We start from the raw sequence: 14,034 nt of genomic DNA on the forward strand, positions 1-14,034 counted from the left end.
TTTCCTTAGAATGTATAGCTATAATTTACACCAAATGTGCGACCACTAGAGGGTAGCCCAGCATAACCTGGCATAATACCAAATGCGTGATATTTGCGGTTTGTTAAGTTTTTACTCCAAAATAAAATATTATGATGTTTATTTTGTAACCCTATAGAAAGATTCAGCAACATATAATGACCTAATTTCTGTACATTGTCAGGCTGTGCATAACGGCTACCGACATAGCGTATGGATAGATCGCTTAGGAGTTGTGATTCCCCCATAAATCCGAAGTTGAACGGTTTAGATTCATATGCAATGGATAATGCTCCGCTCCACTTAGCAGCTTGCGGTAAACGGTTTCCCTTTGAGGTAATATGATGTGCTGTTGCAGGTACTTTTGTAACTTTGGTATCTAAATAAGTGATTTCTTGTTTTAGTTTTAACTGCTCCGCGAGTTGCCAATATATTCCCAGTTCAGCGCCTCTAGAACGAGTATCTGCATTTGCAGTACCAGTTAAATAGGAGGGATATAGAGTGATGGTAATATGGTCATTTTTAACTTTGGTGTTAAATAAGGAGACATCAAATCCAAATTTACCATTATTTGTCAAAAATTTACTGCCGATTTCAGAGCTAATCACTTTAGCCGATTTATAAGGCTGGTTATCTTTACCGTATGCAATATTCGTACCATAATCAGCAAATCCACCAAATTTATTTCCTAGACTTTGTATCGCATACAGTCGCCATTCTGAGGTTAGAGCATAGTTAACTCCTAGACGACCACTCAAGAAGTTATCACTGATTTTATGTTTTTCCGTATAAGACGGTTTCGCCAAATCAGCATTTGGCATATAAATTGCACGATAATTTAGTTGTTCATGGCTATATCGAGCCCCGGCAACGGCTTTTAAGCTTTCGGTTAGTGGGAAAGTTAACTCGCCAAAAAGTGCTTTGGTTTCATAGTCAAAATCACGATCAATAATGGCATTAAATGGATCATTACCAAGTAAGACAGCAGGTGATAATTGTTGGGTACTGCGAATGGCATCATAAGTAAAATTGCGTTTTCTTTTTTCAAAATATGCCCCAGCTACCCAAATTAATCCCGAATTAGTTTCTGAGGTGAATTTTAATTCCTGCGAGAATTGTTTTACCCGTTCATTAACGTTTTGGCGATTATTTTTATTTTGGTAATAATATTGATCTAATATTGGGTGTAGCGATTGTGGAATCTTTGCTGCATTATAGAAAACCCCTAACATATCAAGCGGTCTTAATGGTCGATTAACATTAGCACGGTGATAATGATATGCAGTGGTGGATTCTAAAACAGCAAAATCAAAGCCGTGCATATATTTCAATGAAATGCCCGAATTTTTTCGGTACGCACTATGCGGTAATCCGTTTGTTTGTGTGCTAAAAGAAAAGGGGGCAGAAAGAATGATCGGTAAAAAGTTTTTACGTTGATCGTGATAAACACTTAAAATTGCATCATTGTATTCTCCATCGTTCCAACGCAGTTTGGCTTGTATCGCCTCATTCGTTTTTCTATTTAGTGGTTTTCCTGTATCGGCATCTTTTATATAGTCATCAAAACGCTCAAGTTGAGTAGCTAATCGGAATGAAAATTGTTCAGAGAGCGGTACATTAAGTAAACCATTGATTCCTCGTAAGTTCAGATTACCTGCATTAACACCAATGTAGGCTTCAAATTCTTGCTTAGGATCCGTTGTTTTTATCATAATACTACCAGCTTCGGCTTTAGTGCCAAATAACGTTCCTTGAGGGCCTTTAGCCACTTCAATCCGCTCGACATCAAGTAAAGGGCGAGCTAGCCCAGATTTGCCATTGCTTATGCCATCAACCACAATATCTACAGAATTATCGTCCATACTGGTGTTAGTGAGAGATCCCACGCCACGGATCCAAACGGAGGTTGTTGCAGCATTATTACCGTTATGGATATTAAGGCTCGGTAAGGAGGATAGTGCCTCTAATACATTTTGGGTATCTTTAACTTTGATATCTTGTTTGTCTATCACATCAACTGCAAATGGCGTATCTAATCTAGATTCTCTTACGCCTCTTGAATATACGAAAATAGGTTCTAACTCTTCGCCTTCAGTGGTAGAACTATGCTTTTCTAATTTTGTCTCAGCGAACACTGTGCCTGATGTGAGAGATGTTGCTAACGATAATAAAAGTGCGGTATTAATTTTCACGTTTTTCTCCTTCACTGATACTATTTTATTTCCCAATACCCTTTAATGTGATTCTTCGTTCCATCAATAGAAAAAATATGGCGAATATAATGCCGCACTTTTTGTGCTTCACGCCGTTCTAATCCTCCCCAAGCCCCTGTGAGATCGCTCAAGTTTTTTAGCTCTTCAATGACTAATTCAGATTGTTTTTTCTCTGCATAAATTAAATAGTGCAACTCTGTTCCTTCAGGCATTGGTACATCTTTAAAATAAGTCTTTTCTTCAGGATGATTCATTAAGATTAACACAACAGGTGGAGTTGGATTGTTCCATAACTCTAGAATACCTGCTAATGCTGGATAGGCAGTTTCATCACCGATCAACACGTTTTTTCCAGAACGTAAATGCGGGTGTTTATCTGGTAGTTTTGAGCGACTAAAAATGATATCTCCCTCTTTAAGCTGTTCAACCCAGCGTCTACCTGGCGTATCGCCATGTAAATAAATATCGATAGCTCCCTGGGTATATTGACCCTCATCATTTTTGGCAGATGAGCGTAAGGTATATAAACGTATATCTCTATTTATGTGCTTGATGAGCTTCATTCTGTTTTTAGAATTTAAGATACGTAATAGCCAGATAAACAAATGATCCATTCCTCGCATAAAAAATCCTTTTTTCTTCTTATCGGAATGAATTTCTTTAGGACGATTGATTTGTTTTAATACAAAACCATAGGTATAGGCGGCATAATACTCTGGGCAGGGGGTTGCTCCATTGATAATAATTCGCATAATATTTTGGGAAGGTCTTGATTTTCCTTTTACGGTAAAGAATTGCCGTTTGTTACCTTTGAGATTTTCTCCCCGCTTGGTTAGAGCGTAATACGCAAGATAGAGAATTTTTTCTTCAAGAGAGCCTTTAATTTTGAATGGTATATAAAGCTGCGATTGCCCCTGATCAATATGAAAAAGATCAATAATCACCCCTTCTTCAAAAATATCAGCAATACGAGCTTTTGTATAATTTGAATCCTGACCATAGTAATTTGCAACAACGAGTAACTCATCAGAATGATCCTGATTTAAATGGTCTATTATGTCTAATTTTTCATCGATATTGACAATCTGCGTTCTTGTCATTTGATATTCCATACAATATTTTTTATTAATGATAATTATTATTATTTTTAATGTCAACAAATGAGACTACTTATCAAGCATAAGATCGATAAAGGGCTGAACTTGGCTTGTGGATTCCTACTTGAAAATAGAACTTCGGTAAAAATTGCATCAAAACATTATCCATCGTTACCCTTAAGTAACACGATGAATCTAAATAGTGGCGTGATTTATCGGTAAATTTTTTCGATGCAATATGTAAAATCTTTTTGTATGTTATCTAGAATAAGTGGTACAGTTAGGGCGGTTTTGACTATTGTCATTTATGGGCTGGAAAGCGTGGTTTTCCAGATTGTATCATCAACCAATTTGAAGGAAACATTATGTTAATTGGTGTACCTAGAGAACGGCTTGATAATGAAACTCGCGTGGCGGCAACGCCAAAAACGGTGCAGCAAATTTTGAAGCTTGGCTTTGAAATTATTGTTGAACACGATGCGGGTTTTAAAGCAAGTTTTGAAGATCAGGCATTCATTGAAGCGGGTGCGAAAGTTGGCACTGAGCAAGAAGTTTGGAATGCCGATGTGATTATGAAAGTTAATCCTCCGACTGATGAGGAAATTGCCTTAATTAAAGAGGGGGCAACTTTAATTAGCTTTATTTGGCCAGCCCAAAATGAAGCCCTGATGAAAAAATTATCGGCGAAGAAAATCAATGTCTTAGCAATGGACGCGGTGCCGCGTATTTCTCGTGCGCAATCCTTAGATGCCCTTTCGTCAATGGCGAATATTTCAGGCTATCGTGCGGTGGTGGAAGCGGCGAATGCCTTTGGTAGCTTCTTCACGGGGCAAATTACCGCAGCGGGTAAGGTGCCACCTGCGAAAGTGTTGGTGATTGGTGCGGGTGTGGCAGGTTTGGCTGCGATTGGTACCGCAAATAGCCTTGGTGCGATTGTGCGTGCCTTTGACTCTCGTCCTGAAGTGAAAGAGCAAGTGAAATCAATGGGTGCAGACTTCTTAGAAATTGATTTTGAAGAAGAAGGTGGCTCAGGTGATGGCTATGCGAAAGTGATGTCGGAAGAATTTAACCGCCGAGCAATGGAACTTTACGCTGCACAAGCTAAAGAAGTGGATATTATCATCACCACCGCTGCGATCCCGGGTAAACCAGCTCCGCGTTTGATTACCAAAGAAATGGTGGATTCAATGAAACCGGGTTCGGTGATTGTAGATTTAGCCGCATTAACAGGCGGTAACTGTGAATATACCAAACCGGGTGAAGTGTTCGTTACGCCTAACCAAGTGAAAATTATCGGTTATACAGATTTCCCAGCTCGCTTGCCAACGCAATCTTCTCAACTTTACGGCACAAATTTAGTGAACTTGCTCAAATTATTATGCAAAGAGAAAGATGGCAACATCAACATTGATTTTGATGATGTAGTATTGCGTGGCGTAACTGTGATTCGTGAGGGTGAAATCACTTGGCCAGCACCACCAATTCAAGTTTCAGCCCAGCCACAGCAAAAAGTGGAAGTGGTGGTTGAGAAAAAAGAAGAAAAACCGCAAGACCCACGCGTGAAATACGGCATTATGGGCGCAATTGGCGTGTTGTTCCTATGGTTAGGTTCAGTGATGCCAGCGGCATTCTTATCACACTTTACCGTATTCGTGCTTGCTTGTGTGGTGGGTTACTATGTGGTTTGGAATGTGAGCCACGCCTTACATACGCCATTAATGGCGGTAACCAATGCCATTTCAGGTATCATCATTGTGGGCGCATTATTGCAAATTGCTCAAGGCAGTTTCTTTATTAGCCTACTCGCGTTTATTGCAATTTTAGTAGCAAGTATCAATATTTTTGGTGGCTTTAAAGTTACCCAACGTATGCTTGCAATGTTTAGAAAAGGTTAAGGAGAAAAAGCAATGTCAGAAGGTTTAGTACAGGCTGCATATATTGTAGCGGCATTACTTTTCATTATGAGCTTAGCAGGGCTTTCTAAACACGAAACTGCTAAAGCTGGTTGTTGGTATGGCATTGTGGGTATGACCATCGCCCTTATCGCAACCATTTTTGGCCCACAAACTTCAGGGCAAATTTGGATCTTAATCGCAATGGCGATTGGCGCGGTGATTGGTATCCAACGTGCATTAAAAGTAGAAATGACCGAAATGCCAGAGCTTGTAGCAATTCTACATAGCTTTGTTGGTCTTGCTGCTGTGTTGGTAGGCTTTAACAGCTTTGGCTTACACGTTACCCCTGAATTTGTTGCACCAGAAGGTACAGCATTTATCAGTGAAGCCGCATTAGAAAATGCGAAAGCCGCCTTTGATGCAGAACAAGCAACCCTTGCCACAATCCACAATGTGGAAGTGTTCTTAGGGATCTTTATCGGTGCGGTAACCTTTACAGGATCTGTGGTCGCATTCGGTAAATTACGCGGTATTATTAATTCTAAAGCGCTAATGTTACCGCATCGCCATAAATTAAATTTAGCAGCGTTAGTGGTGTCTGCCTTATTAATGATTGCGTTTTTAAACTCACCAGAAAATATTTTCCCAGTGTTATTGATGACGGTCATCGCGCTTGCTTTCGGTTGGCACTTGGTTGCCTCAATCGGCGGGGCGGATATGCCAGTGGTGGTGTCAATGCTGAACTCTTATTCTGGTTGGGCAGCGGCAGCGGCAGGCTTTATGCTGAATAACGATCTCTTGATCGTAACAGGGGCATTGGTGGGATCATCAGGTGCAATCCTGTCTTACATTATGTGTAAAGCGATGAACCGTTCATTTATCAGCGTTATCGCGGGTGGCTTTGGTAATGATGTAGTGGCAAGTAGCGATGAAGAGCAAGGTGAGTACCGCGAAACGACTGCCGAAGAAGTGGCAGAAATGCTGAAAAACGCAAGCTCAGTGATCATCACCCCGGGATATGGTATGGCGGTGGCGCAAGCGCAATATCCAGTGGCTGAAATCACACAAAAATTGCGTGATCGTGGCGTGAATGTGCGTTTTGGTATCCACCCAGTAGCAGGGCGTTTACCGGGCCATATGAACGTGTTGCTCGCTGAAGCCAAAGTACCTTATGACGTGGTATTAGAAATGGACGAAATCAACGATGATTTCGCAGATACTGATGTGGTATTGGTTATCGGTGCAAATGATACCGTAAACCCAGCGGCAATGGACGATCCAAACAGCCCAATCGCAGGAATGCCAGTGCTAGAAGTTTGGAAAGCCGCTAACGTGGTGGTATTCAAACGCTCAATGGCAGTAGGCTACGCCGGTGTACAAAACCCACTATTCTTCAAAGAAAACACCCAAATGCTCTTTGGTGATGCGAAAGAGCGCGTTGATGATATTTTGAAGGCGTTGTAAGATAAAATTACTTTATTTTTATAAAATTGAATAAAACATTGATCTGCATCTAATTATTAGGTGCAGATTTTTTATTGTTTGTGATTATTATCACGGTTTTATTTTGTTCTTTGAGATATGTTCTTTTTAGTTTCTCTAACAGCTAAGGAGTACATATGAAAGAAGATGTTCGTTTAAAATCATTGATTGTTGGAACAATATCATTGATTTGTGCCATTATCTTTTTTGGCGGATTTGCCAAAGGGTTTTTAGGCGGAATTTTTGATTTTGGTAAATTAACAGGTCAGTTTCCCGAATGGTTAAAAACATCTGGTGGGCTTAGTGCGAAAGGCGGATTTTTATTTGCCCTTACGTTAATTCCAAGCGTAATGCTCGCGCTGGGTTTTGTTGCCATATTTGAACATTTTGGTGCATTAGCCGCGGCTTCTAAATGGCTAAGTCCTATCTTAAAACCTTTAATGGGTATTCCTGGAAATTGCTCTATCTCTTTGATTGCAAGTACACAAAGTACGGACGCAGGAAGTTCTACAACAAAATCTTTATATGATGAAGGTAAAATCACTTATAAAGAACTACTCATCTTTGCGGCTTTCCAATTTAGTGCAGGTGCAATGCTGACAAATTTCCTTGCATCTTTTGCCCCTTTACTTCTTTTAACTGATAAAAATGGAATGACAGTACCCGTTTCGGTTGCGATGTGCCTTGGTATTATTTTATTGTTCAAGCTATTTGGTGCAAATTTAATGCGTTTATATGTAAAAAAATTTGTGAAAGAGAATGAGGGGGAAGTATGAGCGAAAATAAATTAATTACCGATATTTTTATTGATGGTGCAAGAAAAGGCTGGAATATTGCGATTCATAGCACAATTCCGAATGTGTTAATGGCATTTGTGATTATTTATATTTTAAATGTTTCGGGATTATTAAAATTATTAGGTGAATATATTGGTTTTATTATGGCACCATTAGGATTGCCAGGTGAATCTATTGCCGTATTTCTTGCAGCATTTTTAAGCTGGGGTGGTGCTGCAGGTGTTCTTGTTGCACTGGTTCAGGCGGGCACGTTAACAGCGACAGATATTGCCATCTTATTACCGGGAATGGCATTAGTGGGCTCTACTGTGCAATATATGGGGCGTGTACTTGGTGTATTAGGTGTTCCAGGAAAACATTATCTCGTATTATTTGGTATTTGTATGGTTAATGCTTATTTAGCAATGCTAGTAATGAGCTTTATTGTTTAAGGAGGAAATATGAATGAACAAGCGTTATCTCAATTTATTTCTGAATTAAACGAATTAACAGATATTGAAAGTCCAACATCTTCCATTGATGGAGTCAATCAGGTTGCACAATGGTTTATTAACAAGGCTGAGCAACAAGGATTACAACATAAGATTATCCCAATGGAAACAGACAAAGTTGCTGATTGTCTTCTTATTAGTAATAACCTTGATGCTTCTCAATTTGATATTTTATTTGTTGCCCATATGGATACGGTTTTCCCTGTGGGAACAAGTGCTGATGTGCCTTTTAAAATTGAAGGAAATAAAATCAATGCCTTAGGCGTGATTGATGACAAGTCTGGTGGCTTATTAGCGTTATCAATTATTCAGGCATTAGATTTAAGTCAATATAATGTGGCGCTTTATCTCAATTCTCACGAAGAAATTGGCTCAATGTATGCTAAAGAAAGTATTCGAGAATATGCGCGTAAATCAAAATATTGCTTTGTTATGGAACCTGCAAGAGAAGATGGTTCAATGGTTGCGACACGGAAAGGTCTTATCACCTATGATATAGAGTTTTTCGGGGTTGCAGCGCACGCAGGAAATTGCCCAGAAAGAGGGCGATCGGCATTAGTTGAGGCCGCAAATTTTGTTGTTGAGTTTGCGAAATGTAACGATTTTGAACGCTTGCATACCTTTAATTGTGTAATAAATAATGGTGGAACGGCACATAACGTTATTGCCGATTATGCGTCCTTAACGATTGAAATGCGTTATAAATATCCAGAGTCTGTGGCTTTTTTTGAAGAAAAATTAGAGCAGTTATTATCTCATCCTTTTATAGAAGGGGTAACAAACAGAAAAACGCTAATCAACAGTGAAGCACCAATGATTGATGAAGTCAATTTACCAATGATCAAATCTGTTTTTGCGCAAGCTGCTAAGGAGTTAAATTATCCTTTAAAATGGGTTGATGCGGGTGGATTAAGTGATGGAAATATTGCGTCATCGGCGGGGTGTCCAACAATTGATGGACTAGGGCCAACAGGCGGTAATATGCATGCTAAAACAGAATATATGTTAATTGATTCTGTGGTTCCTAAGTATCACTTAATTATTAATGCAATCAATAAATTATTGTAAAGAAAAGATAACGACCAGATTTCATATCTGGTCGTTTTATCTTACAGTCTTAAGGCATACCCAATTTCTCATTTGGTTTTATCATAGAAATGATATTGGCATAGAATAGATAGGTATCCAAATTGGAATAATATCTCAATTTGAAAGATCGTTTTCTTCCTTTTTGATATAATCGCCACATTGATTTGATATTTATTAATTTCACTATGCAATATCTCCTACTCTCCCTTTTCACCCTCGCTGCGGTGATTTTTGTTATTAACTCGCATTATCGCTGGACGTATTTCTTTGCGATTGCGCAGTTTGTGTTGTTTTTTAGTTTGATGTTTAGCATTACAGGGCAGTGGCAGCGTGGGCTGAATTTTGCTGCGGTGCTGTTTGTGGTGCTGATGCTTTTCCATCGTCTGAAAATACATTTTTATAAACAACCGCTCTTGGTGTCAGATTTCTTTTTAGTTCTGGATTGGCGAAACTGGGAAACTTTGCTGCATTATCGCTCGGCCATTTTTGCCATTGCGGGCTTGATTGGATTGCTGGTTTATGCCGTGATGGGCTGGTCGTCAGCAGAAGTGGCAAGCATTGAATGGCGAATTTTAGCAAGTGCGGTGCTTTTTCTCACGATTTTTGCCATTTGTCATTACAGCAAAAATAAATCGGCGATTAAACAATGGTTGGATTCGTTGCCCGATGATGGACGCGATGTATTTTTAAATCTACCAATGTCTTGCCGTGGCGTATTTTTTAAGCCCCCAGTATTTGAGGGCGATGCAAATTATTTTTTACAGCAAAAACAACGTGTTCCCGACTATCCACTCAGCGCAGAAAACGAGCAACCTGACATTGTCGTATGGCTTCAGGAATCTACCCTAAATCCGCATAGCTTTGTATTTGAAAGCGCCGATATTCCGCCAATTACAATGTATGAAAATCAGGCTGATACCAAGTTTAACAGCCATTTGCGTGTGCATACTTTAGGTGGTGCAACCTGGAAATCGGAGTTTGCGTTCCTATCTGGGTTACCTTCAACGGATTTTGGCGCAATGGCAAATGCCGTGTTTTATTCTGTTGTGCCGCATTTGCAATACAGCTTTATCCAAAATCTGAAAGTACAGGGCTATTATTGCGTGGCTTTATCGCCGTTCACGAAAGGCAATTACAACGCCAAGCCAGCTTATGATCATCTTGGTTTTGATCTAATGTTACAGCCGCAAGAGTTAGGCTATCCCTCACCATTAAGCAAAAATTTATGGACGATTGGCAGTGATGAAATGAGCCAATATGTGCAGAAAATTTTGCAAAAAGAAGGTATTCCTGCACTTGAAAAGGTGAATCAGCCTTTATTTGTTTATGTTCTTACAATGCGTGAGCACGGGCCTTATCATGATGTTGGGAATGTATTTAATTTGCAAAATCAAGGGTTTACTGCTAAAGGAACGGGCGAGTTAAACGATTATATCCAGCGAATTGTGAAGCTCAATGATGTTATCGAAGATTTCAATCGCTATATGCAAAATCGTCATAAACCTTATGTGCTGGCTTATTTTGGTGATCACCAAATTTCTATTAGTGGTGCGCAGCCTGCTTATCAATTTGATTATCCAAATCCGGATTACATTACGCAATTTGTGGTGCGTAGCAATATGCAAACTAACTTTGAGCAACAACAGGATTTCCTTGATTTAGCACAGGCTGGTGGTTTGATTTTAGAAATTGCAGGATTGCCAGCCGATGAATTTATGCAAGCCAATATTGCAATGCGCAAACTGAGCGGTGGAAAATTGCAAGATTGCCAAGATGAGCAATTATTGGCAGGCTATCGTCACTATTTGTATCAACAATTAAAGGTGGCGAAATAGATGAGCAAGCAAATCGAAACCCACCCATTTCCTGCGATATTGCCACCGCATGCCACAGTGATGATGATGGGAAGTTTTCCCCCTAAGGCGGAAAAACGCTGTATGGAATTTCATTATCCCAATTTTCAAAATGATATGTGGCGTGTGTATGGCGAAGTGTTTTTCGGGCGTGCAGATTATTTTCAAGTGCCAAATGAAAAACGCTTTGATCCCGCACGAATTAAGGATTTTTTATGGCAAAAGGGCATTGCATTATGTCCAACGGTGCGCAAAGCCATTCGGGAGCAAGATAATGCTTCAGATAAATTTTTGAAAGTGGTGGAAAGCGTAAATCTTAGCGAAGTGCTGCCCCAAGTGCCGCAATGCCACTGGATTTTCACCACAGGGGGCAAAGCCACTGAGATTTTGCTTTCTCTATTGCCTGAAAAGTCAAAGCACCGAAAACCAACAGCTTTATCTCTTACCCTTATCCCGATTTTTCGCTCAATTTATATCGCCTGCCGTCCACTTCAAGGGCTTATCCACTTGCCTTTGACAAAAAAGTGGCGGCCTATCGGACATTTTTTGAAATGGTGGGATTGGTTTAAAAAGGATTTGTCTGGTTAACTTAAGAATTGGGGCATTATGCTAATTTTTTATAGAAATCCCACCGCACTTTGTTTTTACTATCTCATAAAACACTGATAAAAGAAAAGCAGATCAATGATCTGCTTTTTATATAAATTAGAATTCAAAATTTATCAGCACTTTAATTGCCCAAATAAAGAGTAATGCGAACAGCGCTATGAGGGCTTTTTCGCCGTGATTTAGGTTGAATTTACCTTGTGCTTGGTGGCGAGAGTAGAGGAATAGGGCGATGCCCGGAACGTATAATGCTACGGAAATTAATAAGTAATCTAAGCCTGCGGCGTATAAAATCCATAATCCGTAAAGAGTAGCCATTAGCCCTGTAAATTTAATATACCAAGCGCTTTGTTGCTGGAAAGATAGTTTGAGCAAGTAAGCACCGATCAGTAAATAAGGCACAAGGATCATTGAGGTTGAAATAAGCAGTAATGCTTCATAGGTTTTGCCGGTAAGCAGCACAAGGAATAAACAAAGTTGCACAACAAGACCAGTGAACCATAAAGAATTAATCGGCACATCATTACGATTGAGTTTGTTAAGAATTTGTGGGAATGCGCCATTTTTTGCACCGCGATAAGGTACTTCAGCGGAATACATTGTCCAACTGATATAAGAGGCGAGTACGGAAACGATTAAACATATCGTAATTAAAATTTTGCCGCTTTTACCGATCATTAACTCTAGTAAACCAGCCATTGAAGGGTTTGCCATTTGTGCGATGGTTTCTCGTGGCAAAATGCCTAAAGAAAGCACGGTAATTGCTACATAAAGCACTAGTGCGATGATAATACCTAATACGGTGGCAAGTCCCACATCAGTGCGTTTTTTGGCGTGAGCAGAAAGCACGGCAGCACCTTCGACTCCAGTAAATACCCAAAGGGTAATGAGCATTGTGTTTTTGACTTGATCGGCAACATTATTGTTTAAATCGCTCGCTTTCGGATTTAAATTAAAGGTATCTGGTGAGAAAAACCAAAGAGCGAGAGCGATGAATAAAATGAGTGGAAACACTTTTACAATGGTGGCGACTAAATTAACGGAGGCCGCTTCTTTCACTCCTTTGGCAATTAAAATATGTACTAGCCACACTACTAGCGATGACCCAATGAATGCGGCAAGTGTATTTCCTTGTCCAAAAATCACCGTATTTTCAGTGTCTGTAAAAGTTCCGATGCCTTCAAAGGCGACCACTAGATAGCCTACAATCCCAATGGTAGCGCATAGCCAGTACCCCCAGGCTGAAAGAAATCCCATTAAATCGCCAAAGCCTTCGCGTGCGTAGGTGTAAATTCCACCGTCTAATTCAGGTTTAAGGCGAGAGATAAAAAAGAAAGAGAGCCCAAGAAAAATAATCCCTACTCCCGTGATAAGCCAGCCGATAAGTAAGGCTTCAGAGCCTGCAACGGCAGCCATATTTTGCGGTAAACTGGAAATGCCCGAGCCAATCATCGAGCTTAACACTAAGGCTGTGAGTGAAATTAAACCAATTTTTTTATTTGACATATTACTGCTTTCCGATTTGTTTGTTATTTTTTGAAATAGGCTGAAAGGGCGTGAATATGCTCTAAGCCAATGCCGCAACAACCACCAATGATACTTGCCCCCGCATTCTGCCATTTTTTCGCCCACGTTAAATAGGCTTGCGGATCAAGATCTTTACGCACTTCATCAAGCCCTTCATTTGCTGTAGCATCTTTGCTTTGTGGTGCGAATGCGTTGGCGTAAGCTCCAGTTTGAATATGCAGAGCTTGATGTTTTTGTAATGTTTGTTGGGTGATCACTAAGGCTTGTTCGATCACTTCAGGCTGGCAACAATTAAATAAAATGGCACTGACGCCCAATTCGATCATTTTTTCTACCGCACTTTGTACCGACTCACCAGAACGTAAAGTGGCTGGTTGGTTTGGATCTTCATCTTGTAAGGTAAAGGAAACCCAAAGCGGGCGATCGTCTGGCAATAAGGGTTTGATTGAAATCGGTTCAATAATGGCGCTTTGGGTTTCGCACAGCCAAAGATCCACATAAGGGGAAAGCCCGTTAATAATCGGCTGCGCTACCTCTTTCACACGTTCTGGGCGAAATAAATCGGGGCGGTATGAGCCAAATAATGGTGGCAATGAACCTGCAATTTTGACAGATTTTCCACTATTTTGTACCGCACTTTTCGCCAAACGCCCTGCGAGATCCGCAAGCATTTTTCCATCGGCGACAAAACGTTGTTTCCCAATATGAAATGGAACAACAGCATAGCTGTTGGTAGTGATCACTTCCGCGCCATTGGCGATAAAATCCTCGTGAATCTGCTGCACCGCTTGCGGTTTTTCATAAAGTGAAAGTGCCGACCATTCAGGTTGACGAAAAGGCGCGTTTAAACGCATTAATTCACGGCTCATTCCACCGTCAAGGATTGTGATTGTCATTTTGCTTCCTATGAATGTTCAAAAAATTTGTGATAAAAAAATACCGCACTTTTGTAAAGTGCGGTGAGAT

At 40.2% G+C, this 14,034-nt stretch carries 10 protein-coding genes and 1 pseudogene; 7 read left to right on the top strand and 4 right to left on the bottom strand.

From position 1 onward, the window contains the following. Nucleotides 1-5: 5 nt before the first annotated feature. Nucleotides 6-2,210: a TonB-dependent receptor gene (locus tag ACLS0A_RS00805; protein WP_416082028.1), complete on the bottom strand. Its 2,205-nt coding sequence runs from the start codon at nucleotides 2,208-2,210 to the stop codon at nucleotides 6-8. A 20-nt stretch (nucleotides 2,211-2,230) separates the two neighbouring features. Next, nucleotides 2,231-3,331: a siderophore-interacting protein gene (locus ACLS0A_RS00810; RefSeq protein ID WP_416082029.1), complete on the bottom strand. Its 1,101-nt coding sequence runs from the start codon at nucleotides 3,329-3,331 to the stop codon at nucleotides 2,231-2,233. Nucleotides 3,332-3,693: 362 nt separating this feature from the next. Between ACLS0A_RS00810 and pntA the strand changes: the two genes are divergently transcribed. The 7 genes and pseudogenes from pntA to ACLS0A_RS00845 all read left to right on the top strand — a co-directional run bounded on the left by pntA (nucleotide 3,694) and on the right by ACLS0A_RS00845 (nucleotide 11,504). After that, entirely contained in the window at nucleotides 3,694-5,223 is a 1,530-nt protein-coding gene (gene pntA, locus ACLS0A_RS00815; protein WP_416082030.1) for a Re/Si-specific NAD(P)(+) transhydrogenase subunit alpha, read from the top strand. 12 nt (nucleotides 5,224-5,235) lie between these two features. Further along, the gene (pntB, locus tag ACLS0A_RS00820) at nucleotides 5,236-6,687 is read left to right on the top strand and encodes a Re/Si-specific NAD(P)(+) transhydrogenase subunit beta (RefSeq protein ID WP_416082031.1); all 1,452 of its coding nucleotides are present in this window, start codon (nucleotides 5,236-5,238) and stop codon (nucleotides 6,685-6,687) included. Nucleotides 6,688-6,842: 155 nt separating this feature from the next. After that, nucleotides 6,843-7,481, top strand: a complete 639-nt coding sequence (locus ACLS0A_RS00825) for a nucleoside recognition domain-containing protein (RefSeq protein ID WP_416082032.1) — start codon at nucleotides 6,843-6,845, stop codon at nucleotides 7,479-7,481. Next, nucleotides 7,478-7,933, top strand: a complete 456-nt coding sequence (locus ACLS0A_RS00830; RefSeq protein ID WP_194751242.1) for a YjiG family protein — start codon at nucleotides 7,478-7,480, stop codon at nucleotides 7,931-7,933. Before ACLS0A_RS00825 ends, ACLS0A_RS00830 begins: the two co-directional genes overlap by 4 nt. Before the next feature lie 9 nt (nucleotides 7,934-7,942). Then, nucleotides 7,943-9,061, top strand: a complete 1,119-nt coding sequence (locus ACLS0A_RS00835) for a M20/M25/M40 family metallo-hydrolase (protein ID WP_194751243.1) — start codon at nucleotides 7,943-7,945, stop codon at nucleotides 9,059-9,061. 206 nt (nucleotides 9,062-9,267) lie between these two features. Next, nucleotides 9,268-10,917, top strand: a complete 1,650-nt coding sequence (locus ACLS0A_RS00840) for an LTA synthase family protein (RefSeq protein WP_416082033.1) — start codon at nucleotides 9,268-9,270, stop codon at nucleotides 10,915-10,917. Continuing rightward, nucleotides 10,918-11,504: pseudogene (locus tag ACLS0A_RS00845) on the top strand (DNA glycosylase). Nucleotides 11,505-11,640: 136 nt separating this feature from the next. Here ACLS0A_RS00845 and ACLS0A_RS00850 read toward each other — a convergent pair. Both ACLS0A_RS00850 and ACLS0A_RS00855 read right to left on the bottom strand, forming a co-directional pair. Next, on the bottom strand, nucleotides 11,641-13,047 hold the full coding sequence (locus ACLS0A_RS00850; protein ID WP_416082034.1) for a basic amino acid/polyamine antiporter: 1,407 nt from the start codon (nucleotides 13,045-13,047) through the stop codon (nucleotides 11,641-11,643). A gap of 23 nt (nucleotides 13,048-13,070) precedes the next feature. Then, nucleotides 13,071-13,964 (bottom strand): homocysteine S-methyltransferase family protein, encoded by an 894-nt coding sequence (locus ACLS0A_RS00855; RefSeq protein ID WP_416082035.1) that lies wholly within the window; start codon nucleotides 13,962-13,964, stop codon nucleotides 13,071-13,073. Nucleotides 13,965-14,034: the final 70 nt, after the last annotated feature.

Origin of the sequence: Avibacterium volantium (genome assembly GCF_049366555.1) — a bacterium.
Taxonomy (GTDB): Bacteria; Pseudomonadota; Gammaproteobacteria; order Enterobacterales; family Pasteurellaceae; genus Avibacterium; species Avibacterium volantium_A.